This window comes from Vreelandella populi, from assembly GCF_003989825.1.
GTDB lineage: Bacteria > Pseudomonadota > Gammaproteobacteria > Pseudomonadales > Halomonadaceae > Vreelandella > Vreelandella populi.
Genome location: NZ_RZHE01000015.1, coordinates 641,962 through 659,327, shown reverse-complemented (window position 1 = coordinate 659,327; position 17,366 = coordinate 641,962). Strand labels below are relative to the sequence as shown.

16 protein-coding genes and 1 other RNA gene are annotated in these 17,366 nt (G+C 57.9%); 7 read left to right on the top strand and 10 right to left on the bottom strand.

What is annotated here, in order from left to right:
• Positions 1–49: 49 nt before the first annotated feature.
• Together pepP and ELY25_RS17650 are read right to left on the bottom strand one after the other, a co-directional pair.
• Entirely contained in the window at positions 50–1,390 is a 1,341-nt protein-coding gene (pepP, locus tag ELY25_RS17655; RefSeq protein WP_126952565.1) for a Xaa-Pro aminopeptidase, read from the bottom strand.
• A 14-nt stretch (positions 1,391–1,404) separates the two neighbouring features.
• Positions 1,405–1,983 carry a UPF0149 family protein gene (locus ELY25_RS17650; RefSeq protein ID WP_126952564.1) on the bottom strand — a complete coding sequence of 193 codons (579 nt, stop codon included), beginning with the start codon at positions 1,981–1,983 and terminating at the stop codon, positions 1,405–1,407.
• 158 nt (positions 1,984–2,141) lie between these two features.
• Between ELY25_RS17650 and ELY25_RS17645 the strand changes: the two genes are divergently transcribed.
• The 3 genes from ELY25_RS17645 (at position 2,142) to ELY25_RS17635 (ending at position 3,318) form a co-directional block, all read left to right on the top strand.
• Positions 2,142–2,441, top strand: a complete 300-nt coding sequence (locus tag ELY25_RS17645) for a cell division protein ZapA (protein ID WP_126952563.1) — start codon at positions 2,142–2,144, stop codon at positions 2,439–2,441.
• A 53-nt stretch (positions 2,442–2,494) separates the two neighbouring features.
• A non-coding RNA gene (ssrS, locus tag ELY25_RS17640) (6S RNA) lies at positions 2,495–2,678 on the top strand.
• A 7-nt stretch (positions 2,679–2,685) separates the two neighbouring features.
• A complete protein-coding gene (locus ELY25_RS17635) occupies positions 2,686–3,318 on the top strand; it encodes a 5-formyltetrahydrofolate cyclo-ligase (RefSeq protein WP_126952562.1) in 633 nt (210 codons plus the stop codon).
• Between the two features lie 382 nt (positions 3,319–3,700).
• On the opposite strand, the gene ilvA is transcribed toward ELY25_RS17635, so the two are convergent.
• Positions 3,701–5,215, bottom strand: coding sequence for a threonine ammonia-lyase, biosynthetic (ilvA, locus tag ELY25_RS17630; RefSeq protein ID WP_126952561.1), 1,515 nt, complete (start codon positions 5,213–5,215; stop codon positions 3,701–3,703).
• A gap of 172 nt (positions 5,216–5,387) precedes the next feature.
• Between ilvA and rpiA the strand changes: the two genes are divergently transcribed.
• Entirely contained in the window at positions 5,388–6,059 is a 672-nt protein-coding gene (rpiA, locus tag ELY25_RS17625; protein ID WP_126952560.1) for a ribose-5-phosphate isomerase RpiA, read from the top strand.
• On the opposite strand, the gene waaA is transcribed toward rpiA, so the two are convergent.
• From waaA to ELY25_RS17610, 3 genes are read right to left on the bottom strand one after another with little or no spacing between them, the layout of a single operon-like run.
• Entirely contained in the window at positions 6,056–7,345 is a 1,290-nt protein-coding gene (gene waaA, locus ELY25_RS17620; RefSeq protein ID WP_126952559.1) for a lipid IV(A) 3-deoxy-D-manno-octulosonic acid transferase, read from the bottom strand. The two genes, rpiA and waaA, sit on opposite strands and share 4 nt — an antisense overlap.
• On the bottom strand, positions 7,345–8,775 hold the full coding sequence (gene hldE, locus ELY25_RS17615; protein ID WP_126952558.1) for a bifunctional D-glycero-beta-D-manno-heptose-7-phosphate kinase/D-glycero-beta-D-manno-heptose 1-phosphate adenylyltransferase HldE: 1,431 nt from the start codon (positions 8,773–8,775) through the stop codon (positions 7,345–7,347). The genes waaA and hldE overlap by 1 nt, the downstream gene beginning before the upstream one ends.
• Positions 8,765–9,862, bottom strand: coding sequence for a glycosyltransferase family 9 protein (locus ELY25_RS17610; protein WP_126952557.1), 1,098 nt, complete (start codon positions 9,860–9,862; stop codon positions 8,765–8,767). Before ELY25_RS17610 ends, hldE begins: the two co-directional genes overlap by 11 nt.
• On the opposite strand from ELY25_RS17610, the gene ELY25_RS17605 reads away from it, so the two are divergent.
• Positions 9,861–10,598 carry a 3-deoxy-D-manno-octulosonic acid kinase gene (locus tag ELY25_RS17605; protein ID WP_126952556.1) on the top strand — a complete coding sequence of 246 codons (738 nt, stop codon included), beginning with the start codon at positions 9,861–9,863 and terminating at the stop codon, positions 10,596–10,598. The genes ELY25_RS17610 and ELY25_RS17605 overlap by 2 nt on opposite strands.
• Here the strand turns inward: ELY25_RS17605 and ELY25_RS17600 are convergent.
• On the bottom strand, positions 10,580–11,698 hold the full coding sequence (locus ELY25_RS17600; protein ID WP_126952555.1) for a glycosyltransferase family 4 protein: 1,119 nt from the start codon (positions 11,696–11,698) through the stop codon (positions 10,580–10,582). The two genes, ELY25_RS17605 and ELY25_RS17600, sit on opposite strands and share 19 nt — an antisense overlap.
• 81 nt (positions 11,699–11,779) lie before the next feature.
• Between ELY25_RS17600 and ELY25_RS17595 the strand changes: the two genes are divergently transcribed.
• Positions 11,780–12,817: a glycosyltransferase family 9 protein gene (locus ELY25_RS17595; RefSeq protein WP_126952554.1), complete on the top strand. Its 1,038-nt coding sequence runs from the start codon at positions 11,780–11,782 to the stop codon at positions 12,815–12,817.
• Here the strand turns inward: ELY25_RS17595 and ELY25_RS17590 are convergent.
• Positions 12,797–13,561 carry a glycosyltransferase family 2 protein gene (locus tag ELY25_RS17590; protein WP_126952553.1) on the bottom strand — a complete coding sequence of 255 codons (765 nt, stop codon included), beginning with the start codon at positions 13,559–13,561 and terminating at the stop codon, positions 12,797–12,799. The two genes, ELY25_RS17595 and ELY25_RS17590, sit on opposite strands and share 21 nt — an antisense overlap.
• Before the next feature lie 160 nt (positions 13,562–13,721).
• On the opposite strand from ELY25_RS17590, the gene ELY25_RS17585 reads away from it, so the two are divergent.
• Complete coding sequence (locus tag ELY25_RS17585; protein WP_126952552.1) at positions 13,722–15,374, top strand: sulfatase-like hydrolase/transferase; 1,653 nt, start codon at positions 13,722–13,724, stop codon at positions 15,372–15,374.
• On the opposite strand, the gene waaF is transcribed toward ELY25_RS17585, so the two are convergent.
• Both waaF and rfaD read right to left on the bottom strand, forming a co-directional pair.
• Positions 15,364–16,410, bottom strand: coding sequence for a lipopolysaccharide heptosyltransferase II (gene waaF, locus ELY25_RS17580; RefSeq protein WP_126952551.1), 1,047 nt, complete (start codon positions 16,408–16,410; stop codon positions 15,364–15,366). The two genes, ELY25_RS17585 and waaF, sit on opposite strands and share 11 nt — an antisense overlap.
• Entirely contained in the window at positions 16,403–17,359 is a 957-nt protein-coding gene (gene rfaD, locus ELY25_RS17575) for an ADP-glyceromanno-heptose 6-epimerase (RefSeq protein WP_126952550.1), read from the bottom strand. The genes waaF and rfaD overlap by 8 nt, the downstream gene beginning before the upstream one ends.
• Positions 17,360–17,366: the final 7 nt, after the last annotated feature.

Sequence of the window (17,366 nt, the reverse complement as noted above, 5' to 3'; positions counted from 1 at the left end):
ATAAGGTGTAACGTAATTACATAAGGCTCATTCAAGCTTTAAAATATGGTTATTCTTTAACCATTAACGCTTCAATTTCAGCCACCTGCTTGGGTACACCGCTAGTCAGATTTTCATGCCCTTCAGATGTCACCACCAAATTATCTTCAATTCGGATTCCTACGCCTCGGTAAGCGCTGGGGATACCGTCTTCATCGGGAATATAAAGCCCTGGCTCGATGGTCAGGACCATACCAGGTACCAGCGGGCGAGGTGTCTGCTCATCAAGGCGGTAGGTGCCTACATCATGAACATCCAGCCCCAACCAGTGGGAGGTCGAGTGCAGATAAAAACGCCGATAGCTTTCATCGTCGATTCGCGCCTGAACATCGCCTTCAAGTATGCCCAGCGCAATCAACCCGGCGGTTAAGTCCTTCACCACGTTCTGATGAATATCGACAAGCGTGGCACCGGGTTTTACTGCGCTGACCGCTCGTTCCTGAGCGTCGAGTACTACCTGGTAAAGCGCTCGCTGAGCGTCGCTGAATTGGCCACCGACAGGGAAGGTACGCGTAATATCGCCTGCATAGAGATCGAATTCCGCCCCAGCATCAATCAATACCAGAGACTCTCTGCTCAACGCTGTGCGATTTTCAATATAGTGTAGTACGCAGGCGTTCGCGCCACCGCCCACAATAGTGCTGTAGGCCGGGCCGCTGCCGCCTTGCCAGACAAATTCGTGCTCAAGCTCGGCCTGCAGCTGGTACTCATAAAGGCCGGGGCGCGATGCCTGCATGGCGCGCACGTGGGCACGCGCAGAGACCGCCGCCGCATGGCGAAGCAGGGCAATTTCCGTTTCGCTTTTGATCAACCGCATGGCGTGAATCAGTGCGCTCACGTCAAGCCAACCTTTGAGCGGAGCACGTCCGCGCCGTAGCCCCGCATGCGCAGCAGAGAAGGCCTCCTCGGCGATCTCTAAAGCATCCGGGTTATTCAGCGGCACGTAGAGCAGTTCACGACCTTCAAGAAGCGTTGGCAATAGCGCATCGCGGTCAGCGTTTTCAAACGCCTGGTCGATGTCGTGCTCGCGTTCAACGCCTCGCGCACCCAGGCGACGCCCCGTCCAGGCTTCCAGCGTCGGGTCACGGTCCTGGCAGAACACGACACTTTCGCCCGTATCGCGACCTGGTACGAGAACCAGCAAAGCATCGGGTTCGGTAATACCTGTCAGGTAGTAGAAATCGCTGTTCTGGCGAAACGCATACTCGCTATCGTGAGAGCGAGTCACCAGAGAGGCGCCGGGCAATACCACTGCTGCATTGGCGGGTAGCTGCGCCATTAGCGCCTCACGACGCGTACAGTACTCGTCCACGCCGATGGCCGGCGGTCTTGGCAATAACTCAGGCAACATACAGCCTCCGAAGATTAGTGGACGGGTGCGTCGGTTTGCTCGACCTGGGGCTTGCCGGGGTGCTGCTCGGTATACAGCAGCATGGCCGCCATACGCGCATGCTCGGTCAGGGCAAACAGGTCGTTTTCGTTTTCCGGGCTGTCATCGATATCGGTTTCGATCCGGCTCAGCGCTTCCAGGTCGTCAATAGATTCGCGCAGCGCCTGGGACCAGCGCTCGCGCAGCTCGCTGTCGACTACTTCATCGACCACCTCGCTAAAGCCCAGTGTCCACTCCTTGAGCCCTTGGGCCTGCTCGGCCAGCGAGAATAGCTCGTCAGGCAGCAGCGGTGCATAGTTCAGGTCGCTGGCACTCAGTGCTTCCAGGGTCTGCTTGCGCCAGCCCAGAAGGCGTTCGGCACTCGCCTCGTCGCGGGGTTGCTCGACGCCCAGGCTTATGCATACCTCTTCAAGCCAGGCCTGGGCGCTGACATCGCGCAGAGCCAGAAGCGCGCATAGACGGCCGTCCAGAAAAGCGGGCGACTGCATGCTGCCGTGAAGCAGAAAAACATCGGCAACGTCAGAAAAATCCTGTCGCTCATCGATTAATGACATAGTGATAACTCGCTGTATAAAGGGGTGATACGTTAATACGCCGCAGGCACATGCGCGTTGACCCCGTGCAAGCGCCTCTCTTATAGTGAACGACGATATTTTCCTATGTCATGATGTTAACGCATTGGGCCCCTCGCTGGCCCGCCCCGGAGCTTTTAATGAGTAACGCCAAGCGGCCAACGAAAGAAATTACCCTTCTCGGGCGCAGCTACATGATCGCCTGTGATACCGGGGAAGAAGCCAAGCTTGAGCGGGCAGCACGCTACCTTGACCGCGCCATGAACGGTATTAATGCCCAAAGCGGCACCCTGGGAAGTGAGCGTGTCACCCTGATGGCGGCGCTGAATATCACTCATGAACTGCTGGAAGCGCTTGATGAGCATCGTGCAAGCGAAGCCACCTTGAATCGCCTGAACGATCGCCTTGAGCGGGCGCTGGCCAAAACGCGCCAATCTTAGTTAACCTTTCACTCAACACTTTGGCATAGCCGCTGGCTCTGTTAGGATATCGGGGTTCTCTGGGGTGTACGCCAGTCGTTATAGTCCCTCGAGCCTATGCGCAGTACCCAGGGGGCCAAATGCTAGCCAGACCCGTGTGCATGTCCGTGCGTCGGAAAGCCTGACGGTTTGGCTGCGGCCACCCACTCTGAACCAGTAGGTTCAGGGCCAGAATGACAGCGGCACTCTGGGGAACACTTTATTTATGGAAAGCCTGCACGACCCTGACGCCAAGCGCGTCCTGCGCCGCACGCTTCGCCGCAAGCGCTCAGCCCTCTCCAAAGACGAGCAGCGCCAAGCTGCGCTCAATCTTTGCCAGCAGCTCAAACACCTCCCCGAAATTCAGCGCGCTCGGCGTATTAGTTTGTATCTGCCGGTCAACGGTGAAATTGATCCCACGCCTCTTTTACCCTGGTTTCAAAAGCGTAACGTTGATGTTTACCTGCCCGTGCTGCGCCCGTTAAGCGCTAACTCGCTCTGGTTTGTTGCCTACCATGCCCACACGCCCATGGTGAAAAACCGCTTCGGTATTCTCGAGCCCGACACCCGGTTTGCCGCTCACCACCGCAACCGCTTGCCTGTCTGGGCGCTGGATACGCTGATCGTGCCGCTGGTGGGCTTTGATGCCCAGGCAAACCGCATGGGGATGGGCGGCGGCTTTTATGACCGCAGCCTTGCCTTTATGCGCCGAGGAGGCCCGGCGCCTGCCTTGATTGGCGTGGCTCATGCCTGTCAGCAGGTGGACGCCCTGCCCGTGGAACCCTGGGACGTGCCGCTGACCGCCGTCGCGAGCGACAGGGCCGTGGTGCGAGCGGACAAAAAAAAGAGCCGGCCCTGATGGGGTCGACTCGTATCGCCTTGCGGTAAGTAGCCGCGATGCCCGTAACGTTTCGATTAACTTCCCGATAACGCCTGGGCATAGCCAGTGGCAAGTACGCCTAATAAAAACACCACTGTTAATGCCATTACCATATCAGGCTTTTTCCGCCGCATGCCGACTCTCCAACACCTTATGCCCTTGCACTGACACATCACCCGGCTCATCTGGTGAGGGTGATCCGCCTCATTAATTTCGCTGACGACTATAGGGCTTTAAGGCCATCAGTGACAACTGCTAAACAGACATATTTTAGGCCTATTTAAAGCTTTTAATAACCTTTAAGCATCTGGCAGTTCTTAACTGAGGCGTTAGTGAGCACTCACCTTCTCCTGTTAGGATATCAAGCCATGAACAGCCGGTAAGCCGGGTTATCACTTTCATGCCAATAACGGTAGCCAATGGCGTCTAGATAATCGGCTACATGGGTCTGGTCACCGTTGGGTACCTGCATCCCCACCAAGACACGCCCATAGGCCGCCCCATGATTGCGGTAATGAAATAGCGAAATATTCCAGTCATGGGGCAATTGGGTCAGGAAATTCATCAGCGCCCCTGGCCGTTCGGGAAACTCAAAACGATAAAGCGCCTCTTCAAAACGCTCGCTGGGTCGCCCACCGCTCAGGTGACGAATATGCAGCTTGGCAAGCTCGTTATCGGTCAGGTCTTCAACCTGGTAACCCCCCTCGCGCAGCTTTTCAATGACGGCCTGACGATCTTCACCTCCCGGTTTTACCTGCACGCCAACAAAGATATGCGCCTCGGTGCTGTCCGCGTAGCGGTAGCTGAACTCGGTGACCATGCGTTTGCCAAGCGTTCGGCAAAACTTTTTGAAGCTGCCGGGTTTTTCGGCAATGGTGACGGCCAGAATGGCTTCGCGCTGCTCGCCAAGCTCAGTGCGCTCGGCAATATGCTGCAAACGGTCAAAATTGGTGTTGGCACCCGAATTGATGCAGAGCAACGTTTCACCCTCGACGCCGGTTTGCTGCACATACTTTTTCAACCCGGCAAGCGAGAGTGCGCCCGAGGTTTCGGCCACCGCCCGGGTATCTTCAAAGATGTCCTTGACGGCCGCGCACATCTCATCGGTATTGACCGTGATCACCTCGTCTACCAGATCCTTCACCAGTATGAACGGCACCTCACCGATCTGGGCCACCGCGACACCTTCGGCAAATACGCCGACCTGCTCCAGAACTACGCGTTCGTTGGCTTCAAGGGCTGCCTTGAGACAGGCGCTATCCTCAGCTTCAACACCAATGATCCGGATATCTGGGCGCAGATACTTGACGTAAGCTGCAACGCCGGCAATCAGCCCGCCGCCACCTACCGGTACGAAAATGGCGTCCAGCCGCCCACTATGTTGGCGCAGAATCTCCACCCCAATCGTGCCCTGGCCCGCGATCACATCAATATCGTCAAAGGGCGGGATATAGGTGTAGCCATGCTCTTTGATCAGCTCCTGGGCATGCTCGGCGGCGGCGGCAAAGGCATCGCCTTTAAGCACTACCTTCGCCCCGCGCGCGCGCACCGCCTGCACCTTGATTTCCGGGGTAATACGCGGCATGACGATCACCGCCTTCACACCCATCAACTTGGCCGCCATGGCAAGGCCCTGGGCGTGATTACCCGCCGAGGCGGCAATCACGCCCTTGGCTTTCTGCTCCTCAGTGAGCTGGGCCATCTTGTTATACGCGCCGCGAATCTTGAACGAGAACACGGGCTGCAGGTCTTCACGCTTAATCAAAATCTGATTGTTAAAACGACGCGACAAAAAGGGGGCGGGGGAAATCGGGGTCTCACAGGCGGCTTCGTAAACGTTGGCCTGGAGAATCTTTTTGACGGTAGCTTCAAGCATGCGGGTATCCAAAGGGAAAACGTGAAGGTTAAGGCTCGTGAACAAAACGCGAACAAAGCCTGTATTGGTAGCAGATTACGCCTACCGGCGTCTACCGCGTTTCCATCGGCAGGCGCCGCTTTGCCCGGTATACTAACGCTATAACCCCCACGCTTACCTATAAAGGTTTTCCATGACGCAAGATGAACTCAAGGCTGCCGTAGCCGATGCGGCTATCAAAGAGATTGAATCCAAACTTGAGAAAGACACTGTACTGGGTATCGGCACCGGATCAACGGCCAACTTGTTTATTGACCGATTGGGCCCGCTGCGCGACCGCTTCAAGGGTGCGGTGGCAAGTTCTGAAGCCAGTGCCAAGCGCCTGGAAGTGCTGGGTATCGAGGTATTCGAACTGAACAATGTAGGCACGGTGCCCTTCTATATCGATGGCGCTGACGAAGTGAATGCTCACTTACATATGATCAAAGGCGGCGGCGCCGCACTTACCCGTGAAAAAATCGTCGCGGCGTGCGCCGAACGCTTTATCTGCATTGCCGATGGTTCAAAGCTTGTAAATACCCTGGGTGACTTCCCTCTGCCCGTCGAGGTAATCCCTATGGCGCGCTCCTACGTTGCGCGTGAGCTGGTTAAGCTGGGTGCCGACCCGGTTTACCGCCAGGGGGTAGTCACGGATAACGGCAACCAAATTATCGACTGCTACGATTTTATGATTGAAGACCCGGTCGCCATGGAAGCCAAGATCAACGCCATCGTGGGCGTGGTTACCAACGGCCTGTTTGCCGCTCGTGGGGCTGATGTACTGCTGCTGGGTAAAGAAGGCGGCGTCGAGCGCACCACACGCTAGGGGCTAAGCAACGCCTCCAGACCATCCAGGGTGCGTGCAAGCGCACCCTGCTGCGCATTGATAGCGGATTGAGCGGCCTGGCCTTCTTTCAGGCAACGCTCTGGATCGGCGAAGCGGCTGTGTAACGCCTTTACTAAAGCGTCCATATCTTCCACCAGCGTGAGTGCACCCGCGGTTTGCAGAGGCTCGACCACATCAGCAAAGTTTTCCACAAAGGGGCCACTGAGAACGGGCTTGCCCAACGCTGCCGGCTCAAGCACGTTATGCCCGCCAAGCGGCACTAAACTGCCACCCACAAACGCCACTTGGCCAGCGCCGTAGAGTATTACAAGCTCACCCAGCGTATCGCCAATATAAACTTGCGTCTCCTGGGTAACGGGCTCGTCCAGGCTGCGCCGACTCGTCTCCCAACCCTCCGCCTTACACAATGCCGCTACTTCATCAAAGCGCTGCGGATGGCGCGGGGCGAGAACCAGCAGCGCATCAGGATACTGGCGTAGCAACTGCCGGTGCGCCTCAAGCAGCAGCGCTTCTTCGCCATCGCGGGTAGAACCGGCGACCCAAACAGGTCGCTTGCCCCATTGGGTAAGTAAACGCTCACTTTCTCCTAAAGCGTTTTCCTGCAAACCCATCTCAAATTTTAACGACCCTACCACTGCCGTTTTTGAAAGCGTCGCGCCTAGGGTTTTAAACCGCTCGGCATCGGCTTCGGACTTTGCCGCCAGCCAATCGACATCAGCCAGCGTGCGGGCCATTAACGAAGTGATTTTCTGATAGCGCTTGAACGCCCGCGGTGAGAGCCTGCCGTTGACCACAGCGACCGGCACTCCGCGTTGCTGGCAGGTAGAAAGCAGATTGGGCCACAGTTCAGTTTCAAACATGATGGCAAGTTGAGGCTTTACCTGACGTACAAAGCGTTTGGCCGCGCCGGGGAAATCCAGGGGTAAAAAGCAATGTGTGAGCCGGGTACGTTCAGCCTGCTGCTCATTTATTAATGCCTGCGCCTGCTGGGCGCCCGTCGCGGTCATGGTGGTCAACAGCAGGCTATGGCGCGGATAGCGCTCGAGCAGGCCATCTATCAGCGGGAGGGCAGCTCGTACCTCGCCTACTGACGCACAGTGTAGCCAGATGCGCGGCGGCGCAGGTAGCGCGCCAAGGCGTTTTCCCAGCCGTTGCCAGCGCGAGTAAGTGGGCACTTGCTCACGCCAGATACGCCAGCCAATCAGCGGAGCAAGTGCATAGAGCGCCGCCGAATAGCCAAGCCGTGGCCAGTTAATTCGCCCCATTAGCCTTCGCGGTCCAGAATGGAGCTGATCATCGCGGTAGTCGATACGCCATCTTCAAACCCGAGGACCTTAACCTCTCCTCCGTTGGCTCGAACGGCTTCTCCCCCTGCGATATCATCAGGATGGTAATCCCCTCCCTTGACCAGAATATCCGGCAGAACGGCCTCAATCAGCGCTTGCGGCGTGTCATCGCTAAACGGCACGACCCAATCTACCGCGCCAAGACCTGCCAGCACCTGCATACGCCGGTTAAGCGGATTGATGGGCCGCTTGGGCCCTTTCAGGCGGCCAATGGACGCATCGTCATTGACCGCCACGATCAGCCGATCGCCCAGGCGCTTGGCCTGTTCGAGGTACGCCACGTGCCCGGCATGCAGGATATCGAAGCAGCCATTGGTCATGACGACCCGTTCGCCACGCAGCTGGGCGGCGCGCACTGCTTCCACCAACGGCATCTGCTCAATCACGCCGAACTCGGCAAGTTTGTCGCCATGCAGCGCTGTATACAGCTCAGCTACTGACAGCGTGGCGGTACCGGGCTTGGCGACCACCAAGCCGGCCCCCAAGTTAGCCAGCATCATGGCTTCCGGCAGCGCATGGCCTGCAGCCAGCGCCAGACCCATCAAACCGATGACCGTATCACCAGCCCCGGTGACATCGAAGACTTCCTGGGCGCGCGTGGGCAGATGAATGGGCGGCTGGCCTGCACAAATCAAGGTCATGCCTTTTTCACTACGCGTGATTAAAAGCGCTTCAAGCTCAAGCTCAGCGCGCAGCACTTCACCACGCTTGGCAAGCTCGGCGTCGTTTGCGCAGTGGCCCACCACGGCTTCGAACTCGGTAAGATTGGGGGTAATCAGGCTCGCCCCCCGGTACTTGCTGAAATCCTGCCCCTTGGGATCGATCAGCACGCGTTTGCCATGGGCACGCGCCTGGGCGATCAGGCGCTCGACCTGGTTGAGTGTGCCTTTACCGTAGTCGGAGAGAATCATGATATCGCAGTCGGCCAGGGCCTTTTCTACCTGATCCACCAAGCCCGAGGTGTCCACTTTATCCAGGCGCTGTTCGAAATCCAGACGCAGCAACTGCTGGTTACGGCTCATCACACGCAGCTTGGTAATCGTGGGAATATCGGCGCTGCGTTGAAAGTAAGTGCTTACATTGGCGGTATGTAGGCAGTTTTCCAGCAGGTTGGCGTTGTCGTCGTCACCTACCACGCCGGCCAGGGCCGCATGCCCACCTAGTGAAGCGACATTAAGTGCCACGTTGGCCGCGCCACCTGGGCGGTCGTCCGCCTCTTCTACCCGCACTACCGGTACCGGCGCTTCCGGTGAAATACGCGACGTACCGCCGTGCCAGTAACGGTCCAGCATGACGTCGCCCACGACCAGTACGTGGGCATGTTCAAGAGCGGTTAAATCAACTTTCATGACGAGATCCTGGGACAGTGTCGGGTGCGGTATGCGCAAGTAGCGTGTCGAGCTGGGCGATAACGGTATCGGTTTTAATCAGCGCCATGGCGTCCTGATGGCGCACCCGCTGCCCCCACGGCACGTCTTCCACCGATTTATGCAAATAGGCGCGTACCGCTTCGGGGTAGGCATTTACCGCAAAATCACGCCAGCAATAGGGGGCAGCACGCTGAGGGTTGGTCGTGGCGTATAGCCCAAGCGTCGGCGTGCCCATAGCGTTGGCCATATGTGCCGGTCCAGTATCTGGGGCAATTACTGCACGGGCCTGACCAATCAGCGCCAGCACCCCCTTGAGCGAGGTACCGCCGATTGCATTGATCACGCTGTCCGGCTGGCACAGGGCCTCAATCTGCTCGCCGATCTCGCGCTCAAGGGAGCTGCCGCCGCCGGTGAGCACGCTTTTCAGGCCGTGGTGTATCCAGGCGTGTTCAATGACGCTGGCATAGCCCTCGACCGACCAGTTGCGAAAGTTGCGCAGGCGCGCATTGCTGCATGGATTGATCACCAGATAAGGCGCCTCGCCGCTGATGGCTCGCGCCTCATCAAGGGCAGTTTGCGGCACCGGCATATCCCACTCCAAGCGGGTATCGCCAACCCCCAACAGGCGGGCAAAATCCATGAAGGATTCCAGCACGTGGGCCTGGGCGTGGGGCGCCAGCTGGTGCTGGGTAAACCAGTGCTGGGCATCCTTGGCACGGGCTTTGTCATAGCCCACACGTACATCGGCCTTGAGCCCTAGGGAGAGCACGCTGGCGCGAATCGCCTGCTGCATATGCAAGAGCACGTCAAAACGCGTGTCGGAAAGTTCACGCCACAGGGCGCGCATGCCTGCAAAGCCGGTCGATTTGTCATACACAACAAACTCGACCCCGGAAAGCCCCGCCAGTAGACTGTGCTCCCCCTTACCGATAATCCAGGTAATGCGCGCTTGTGGCCACTTGCGCTGAAGTGCGCGTACCGTCGGCACGAGATTGCACACATCTCCCAGGGCGGAGAGGCGCAAAATGGCAATGTGTTTGGGTTCAGCAGGCAACGAGGGCTTCATGCGCTTAACGGCACTCCGACAGAAAAATAGTCTGATTTTACATGATGCAGACAGTTTAAGTGACGCGCCGGGTTCACACCAACTATCGCACCCGGTTGGGCCTGAGCTGTTCAGTGCGGATTACTGGCGTTGCAAGGACCTAGTAGTCGGTGAAGCGCCAGGTCGGGGCAGTAGCCTGTTTCTGCAGGCCACACCTACCCAGCAGTGGGTGCTACGCCCCTATCGGCGTGGCGGTCTGGTGGCGAAGCTTAGCGAAAAGCGCTACTGGTGGGCGGGCGCCGAGCGTACCCGCGCTTTTCAGGAACTACGTTTAACCGCCGCGCTTTTTGAGCAGGGCCTGCCGGTGCCTTCGCCGGTTGCCTGCTGTGTGACGCGCCATGGTATGACCTATGAGGCGGCGCTTATCACCGTGCGCATCCCCGGCGCCCAAGCGCTGGCAAACCTGCTTGCGGCGGGTAAGGCGGACGATGCGCTGCTGCGACGCGTAGGCACCATGATCAAACGCTTTCATGAGGCCGGTCTTGATCATGTCGATCTCAATGCCCGCAATATTTTAATCGACCCCAGTGCCGCGTCCTGGCTGATTGACCTTGACCGCTGCCGGCTGCGCAAACCGGGTAAGTGGCAGTCCAATAACCTTGAGCGCCTTGCCCGCTCCGTAGCCAAATTCAGCGCCTCGGAGCAGGTACCCGCGGTTATGGCCTGTATTCACGCGGGCTACGCTGCCCCACGGTAAAGCTCGATCAGCCGCTTTACATGCTGCTTGTTGCTGAAGTGCTGCTCAACGCGCGCCCGGGCGGCCCGACCCATTGCCTGACGTCCGGCATCATCGCGTACCATGGCGTCTATTGCCGCGGCCCAGGCGCTGACGTCATGCGGCCCTACCAATACGCCGGAGGGGCTGTCGACCAACTCAGGCAACGAGCCGGTATTGGAGCCGATAATCGGCATGCCGCAGGCCATGGACTCGATAATTGTCAGGCCAAAGGCTTCGTTTTCCGAGGGAATGCACACCATGTCCAGCACGGGCAGAATCTCGGTCAGGTCGTTGCGGTGGCCTAGAAAGGTAATTTTCTCGGCAAGCGGCGTGCCGGCAATCAGCGTCTGTAGCTCGGTATAAAAACTTTCTGTACCGCCGGAGGCGTAGTCGGTGCCGCCGATAGAGAGTGCATAGAAATCAAGCGCGGGATCTAGCTCCAGCAGCGCCTTGACCCATACATCCTGTCCCTTGCCCGGCGTGACGCGCCCAGGCAGCCCAATGACGACTGCCCCCTCGGGAACGCCCAGCGCTTTGCGCTTGGCCCGGATCGCATCGGCATCATGGCACGGTTGGTAGGTATTGATATTCACCCCATGGGGCAAAAAAATAACGTGTTCACGCGGCACGGGCAGGTTACTGACGTTGCGCTGGTGGGTGGCCTGGCTGATCGATAGAACGCGATCCACCTTTCCATAGGCAAATCGGTGGTAGAGGTTCTTCTTGGGTCGGCGCCCCCCGACATGGTCGGTATACAGTACGTTGAGTTCCGGCATCAGGCACTTCAGCAATGCGCTAAGCCTTAAGTCGCTCGATTTATGGCAGTGAATGATCGTTACGCCCTGTTCGACCAGCCAGCGGCGAATGCCCAATACGTTAGCCAGTGCTGCCGGGTTGCTCTTGAAGGCTTTGTACGTCACATCGTTGCGCTGCATGTACGCTTCTACCTTGGTATTTTCAAGGCAGATGCCGATAACCTCCCAGCCCTCTTCCTTTAAATCCTCGATGACTCGGTCGACATAGAGCTCCATGCCTCCTTTGCCGTCCGACATACACAGCTGCAGCACTTTATCCGCCATCCCGTCACCACCCATACGCACCGTTAAACAATGAATACAATCTCTTGTAGTATACAGGCTGCAATTAACAGGGCTTTAACCATGGCGAAGAAATTGCTCGTTGTTCGTAACGACAAAATCGGCGACTTTATGCTGGCCTGGCCAGCATTGGCATGCTTGAAGAGCGCATCGCCTGCACCCCATATTACGGTATTGGTTCCCGCTTATACCGCGCCATTGGCAAGCGCCTGCCCCTGGGTCGACGAGGTCATGATCGACCCCGGAAGTCAGGCGGAACAACCGGCCCAGAAGGCCCTGCTGGAAAGCGTCAAATCTGCCCAGTTTGATGCCTTGCTGACACTTTTTTCAACGCCACGCATTGGCTGGCTGGGCTGGCGGGCGGGCATTCCCCTACGCGTCGCACCGGCCACCAAATGGGCGCAGGTGTTTTACAACGTAAGGATACGTCAGCGGCGCTCGCGCTCGGAAAAGCCCGAGTACCAATATAACGTTGATCTCGCCTGTGAGCTGCTTGCCCGCCTTTCACTTAGCTTGAATGCGCTGCCCACCCCGCCCTTTTGGCCCGTGGATGACGTTCAAAGAAGCGCGCAGCGCAAGCGACTGACAAGCTGCATTGAAGCGCGCCCTGACGCCCCACTGGTGGTGGTGCACCCCGGCAGTGGGGGGTCGGCGGTGAATCTTTCGATCGATCAGTATGCAGCACTCATAAGCAATATTGACCGGCAGTTGGAAGGGGGCTCTGCCAACTGGCTGATTAGTGCAGGCCCCGGCGAAGAAACCGCCGCCCAGACACTGATCGATCAGTTAGCTGATGCCAGTATTAAGGCCAAGCACGTACCGGCCAGCACCAGCGTGGCCGATTTTGCTTACCAGCTGACGGGAGCCGATATGCTAATCGCGGGCTCTACCGGCCCGCTGCATATTGCCGGGTGCTTGAACATTGCCACCGCCGGGTTCTATCCCGCCAAACGCTCGGCAACGCCGCTGCGCTGGCAAACCTGCAACAGCGCTGACAGGCGTTTGGCGTTCAGCCCGCCCGCCTCGGCGGATCAGCAGGATATGTCTTCCATTGATATCGAGACGGCGGCCCAGCAGATTTCAGCGCTTCTCAACCGCTGATGTGCGCGTACGTATCCAGAGATCGGCATACTTGTTGAAGGTTGAATGCGCGGACAGCAGGGCCAGTAAGAAGCCCTGCTTGCCATCTTTAAAGCCCGCCTTGAGTACGTACATTTTCAAAAAGCAGGCGATTCCATGGGTGACACCACTTCCCAACGTGGCAGTTTTACCCTGAGCGGCCCGCTGTTCAGACCAGGCCTGGGCATAATGCGCGGACTTTTCCAGATAGTGACGCAGGTCGCGGTAGGTATAGTGAAGCAGATCGCCGGAGAGGCGCCTGACGCTCACTCCCTCAGGCACGACCAGCTTTTCATGTACCAGCGCGGCATTGTAAGCGGCCTGGGCAGTGGGATAGAGGCGCAGCACTCGGTCGGGATACCAACCGGAATGACGGATAAAGCGCCCAAAACACCATGAAAGGCGGCTGGCGCTATAGATAGCCGGCGCTTGCTGAATGGCCTCCAGAATGCTGTCGCGCAACTCAAGGGTTACCCGCTCGTCGGCATCCACCATCAATATCCATTCGTGGCTTGCCCGCGCTTGCGCCCGCTGGCGCTGAATGCCAAAACCCTGCCAGTCCGTATCGGTACTTACGTTATCGGTATACTCACGGGCGATAGCGCAGGTGTCATCCTGGCTCCCTGCATCCAGCACCACGATCTCATCGGCCCAGGTAAGCGTATCCAGGCACTCACGCAAGTGATGTGCTTCATTTTTCACGATCAAAACGGCAGAAATTGGCACAGATCACCTTCGCCAGAAAAATTGGTAGGTGGGTATGAAAGCGTACTTTATCACCTGGCATCAAGATTCATGCTAGCACGCTCTGACGATGAATCGCCCCTTGCGCTGGCAACATTTGGTAAGCTACGAGCTTTTATCGCACTACCTATAGGGATACGGCATGCCCGCATTTACGTCCTTCAAGCTTACACCTTGGCTGCCTTTGGTGATTCTCGGCCTTAGCCTGGGCTATGCCACTACCGTGCTGACTCGCCTGCCCTGGTGGACGCTTCTGTTTATCGCGGCGCTGTGGATTGGCGTGGGCGTCAAACTCGCCTGGGGCCGTCCGCTGAACGCCCGCTATCGCAGAATATGGCCCTGGTCGCTGGTGCCGCTAAGCCTGATGGGCTTGTATGTCTATTTAGCGGACAGCTTTGGCCACGTTGATCTCGGTGCGGTATTTTTCCATCTGCAGGCAGGCATGACGGACCATGGCGGCGCTGGCAAGATGGTTTCAGCCGTGGTGTATATCGCGGTCGTGGTCGCTATTTTATGGTCGGTGACCTGGCTCTCACGACACGACCAGCGCTGGCGTCTGGCCGAGCGCTTCTTTGCGATTCTCTTGCTGGCGACCAACCCGTTGCTTTATGGTCTGGGCCAGCGCAGCGTAGCCATTGTGGCTGACGACGGCGAATGGCTTAACCGCCGTTATATGCCGCCGCCCATCGAGGAGCCGCAGCGCACGCCCAACCTTCTGATCATGTACCTGGAAAGCCTGGAGCGAACTTATGGACACGAAATCTTTGGCGACGCCTACGCCGATTTAAATGCACTTGGCGAGCAGGGTCTGGTGTTTGAAGGCATCCGGCAGATGGACAATACCGGTTGGACCATGGCCGGCATGATTGCCAGCCAGTGCGGCGTTCCACTGATGCCTGCAGGACTCTTGCATGACACTCAGTTTGAACCGCTCCAGCAGGTGGTACCGGGTGTTGACTGCCTGGGCGATATTCTCGCCGCCCAAGGCTATCGGCTCAGCTACCTGGGCGGGGCCAGCACGCAGTTTGCCGGCAAGGGGCTTTTCTACCGCGGCCATCAGTTCAACACAGTCAAGGGCAAGGAAGACTTTGTTCCCGACATGGAGGACCCCGAGTACCTGAATAGTTGGGGGCTCTTTGATGATACGCTTTACGACCTGACCGTTGATGAGATTCGCCGTCTGGACGAGGAAGATAATGGCCCCTGGGCCGTGGTTAACCTTAACCTGGCGGGGCATGCGCCTAGCGGTTTTCCCTCTCAAACCTGTCAGAACCGCCAAGGGCCGTTTGACGGACAAAGCATTCTTTACTCGGTAGAGTGCTCGGCTCATGAAGCCAGAATGCTTATTGAGCGGCTACAGCGCGAAGGCCTTCTGGACAATACGCTGGTTGTCGTCCTTAGCGATCATCTGACCATGCGGGTCTCGGTCTGGGACCAGCTAACCGCGCTGGATCGTGACAATACGCTGATCATGCTGGGCGATCATATTATCCCGCAGCGTATCCGCCGGGATGCCACCATGCTGGATGTTTTCCCCACCATTCTTGAGGCACTGGGCTTTACGCTTAACGAGCATCGCGCAGGGCTAGGTGCTTCGCTTCTTAGTGAAAAACCCACGCTGGTAGAAGTCCACGGTATCGAGGTACTCAACGAGCGCCTGCGTGAGGAAACCGCCTTGCAGCACCGTTTATGGGAAGGCCTTGCGCCCCAGCGCCGGGAACTTGATGAGAGCCCGGTCACGCAGGTTATCGAAACGCCGGCCGATCAGGCCGACGAGGTTCACATCATACGTTGATAATAACGCCACTTGCGCGCTGCCGGTCGGCGCGCATGGCCTGATAGACCTGCTCGACGCCTAGCTGATTCAAGCAGTTGGTATGCCCAAGCGGACAGGTCCGGGCAAAGCACGGCGAGCAGGAAAGCCCCAGGTAATGAATCACCGCGTTATCGGTCAAGGGCGGCGTATAAGCCGGTGATGAAGAACCGTAAAGCGCATGGATACGCACGCCGACCGCTGCGGCCACATGCATCAACCCTGAATCGTTGGTCACCACCTGTCGGCAGTCGGCGAGCAGGTCTACCGCGTCGGCTAATTGGGTTTTGCCACACAGATTATGTGCATGGGGCAACCCCTTCACAATGACCTCCCCTGCCTCATGGTCCTTGGGACCGCCCAGCACCCGCACTTCAAAACCATCGTTAATCAATCGTCTGGCCAAATCGTGAAAATAGTTCAACGGCCACTGCTTGGCCGGGCCATATTCAGCGCCCGGCATCATGCCGATGGCCGGGCGCGATGACAGCGCGTGGGCCAGACGTAAGTTCACCAGATTATCCCGGTCAATGGTCAAGCGTGGTTTGGGAATCGCGAAATCCCCCCGTTCGGCCTCGCTCAAGGGCAGGCCCAGCGACACGAAGCGTTTGACGGTCTGGTCCAGCACCTGCTTGTCGAGCTTGCGTCGCTCCTTGAGCAGTCCGTAGCGGTGTTCGCCCAGAAACCCCACCCGCTCAGGAATACGCGCCATAAACGGCACCAGCGCCGCTTTCCAGGAGCGCGGCAGTACGATGGCGCGATCAAAGCGCCCCTTCAGGCGCCCCGCAAGCTCACGGCGGTTAACCAGCCCAAACTCGCCGTGGCCTACCGCCAAAGGCAGCACTTCATCGACCTCCGGCATACGCTCCAAAATGGGTTGAGACCAGGCGGGCGCCACCACACCGATGGTTGCCTCGGGGTCGCGGGCCTTAAGCGTCATGAACAGGCTCTGAGCCATGACCATGTCGCCCACCCAGGAGGGGCCAACCACCAGCAAGCGCTTGGCTGAACTAGCCATTCAGCCACTCCAGATAGGCGGTTACGCCCTGTGCCACGGTCTTGAACTCGACGTCGCACCCGGCATCACGCAGGTTGCTGATATCAGCGCGCGTATAGCTCTGGTAGCGGCCCTTCAGCTCCTCGGGAAAGTCGATGTAGTTGATCTGTCCCTTCCCGTAAAAGTCGATGACTGCCTCACCAATCGCTTTGAAGGGCTCTGCCCGGCCGGTCCCCAGGTTGAAGATACCCGACGCCTGTGGGTTGTCCAGAAACCACAGGTTGACGTCCACCACATCGCCCACGTACACGAAATCGCGGCTCTGCATACCCGCCTCATAGCCACCGTAGGCGCCAAACAGCTTCAGCGTTTCGCCGTTACGGATCTGCAGATGGTTATGGTAGGCAACGCTTGCCATCTTGCCCTTGTGCTGCTCGCGGGGGCCGTACACGTTGAAATAGCGAAACCCCACGACCTGCGTGGTCAGCTTGTCCCAACGTGCGCGCACGTGCTGATCAAACAAAAGCTTCGAGTAGCCGTAGACGTTAAGCGGCTTCTCGTGTTCTGGGGCTTCCTTGAATACTTCGCTGCCACCATAGGTCGCCGCCGAAGATGCGTACAGAAACGGGATGCCGAACTTCTCGCAGTAGTTAAGCAGCACCTTCGAGTACTCGAAGTTGTTTTCCATCATGTAGTGGCCATCCCACTCCGTGGTATCGGAGCAGGCGCCTTCATGGAAAATCGCCTCGATCCTGGGCAAGTCTACGGTTTCGCCGCGTAGCGCCGCTTTCACTCGAAAAAGAAAGTCGTCCTTGTCCAGATAGTCGGCCAGGGTGCAGTCCGCCAGGTTGATGAACTTGGTGCCATCACGCAGGTCGTCGACCACCATGACGTCGTGGCGACCACGGCCATTGAGTGCTTTTACAATATTGGCTCCAATGAAGCCGGCACCGCCTGTTACAACGATCATTTCGCTC

Excerpts from the sequence above, each read along its gene's own strand:
- pepP (WP_126952565.1), bottom strand. The coding sequence starts at position 1,390 with ATGTTGCCTGAGTTATTGCCAAGACCGCCGGCCATCGGCGTGGACGAG.
- ELY25_RS17650 (WP_126952564.1), bottom strand. The coding sequence starts at position 1,983 with ATGTCATTAATCGATGAGCGACAGGATTTTTCTGACGTTGCCGATGTT.
- ELY25_RS17645 (WP_126952563.1), top strand. The coding sequence starts at position 2,142 with ATGAGTAACGCCAAGCGGCCAACGAAAGAAATTACCCTTCTCGGGCGC.
- ELY25_RS17635 (WP_126952562.1), top strand. The coding sequence starts at position 2,686 with ATGGAAAGCCTGCACGACCCTGACGCCAAGCGCGTCCTGCGCCGCACG.
- ilvA (WP_126952561.1), bottom strand. The coding sequence starts at position 5,215 with ATGCTTGAAGCTACCGTCAAAAAGATTCTCCAGGCCAACGTTTACGAA.
- rpiA (WP_126952560.1), top strand. The coding sequence starts at position 5,388 with ATGACGCAAGATGAACTCAAGGCTGCCGTAGCCGATGCGGCTATCAAA.
- waaA (WP_126952559.1), bottom strand. The coding sequence starts at position 7,345 with ATGGGGCGAATTAACTGGCCACGGCTTGGCTATTCGGCGGCGCTCTAT.
- hldE (WP_126952558.1), bottom strand. The coding sequence starts at position 8,775 with ATGAAAGTTGATTTAACCGCTCTTGAACATGCCCACGTACTGGTCGTG.
- ELY25_RS17605 (WP_126952556.1), top strand. The coding sequence starts at position 9,861 with ATGCGCTTAACGGCACTCCGACAGAAAAATAGTCTGATTTTACATGAT.
- ELY25_RS17610 (WP_126952557.1), bottom strand. The coding sequence starts at position 9,862 with ATGAAGCCCTCGTTGCCTGCTGAACCCAAACACATTGCCATTTTGCGC.
- ELY25_RS17600 (WP_126952555.1), bottom strand. The coding sequence starts at position 11,698 with ATGGCGGATAAAGTGCTGCAGCTGTGTATGTCGGACGGCAAAGGAGGC.
- ELY25_RS17595 (WP_126952554.1), top strand. The coding sequence starts at position 11,780 with ATGGCGAAGAAATTGCTCGTTGTTCGTAACGACAAAATCGGCGACTTT.
- ELY25_RS17585 (WP_126952552.1), top strand. The coding sequence starts at position 13,722 with ATGCCCGCATTTACGTCCTTCAAGCTTACACCTTGGCTGCCTTTGGTG.
- waaF (WP_126952551.1), bottom strand. The coding sequence starts at position 16,410 with ATGGCTAGTTCAGCCAAGCGCTTGCTGGTGGTTGGCCCCTCCTGGGTG.
- rfaD (WP_126952550.1), bottom strand. The coding sequence starts at position 17,359 with ATGATCGTTGTAACAGGCGGTGCCGGCTTCATTGGAGCCAATATTGTA.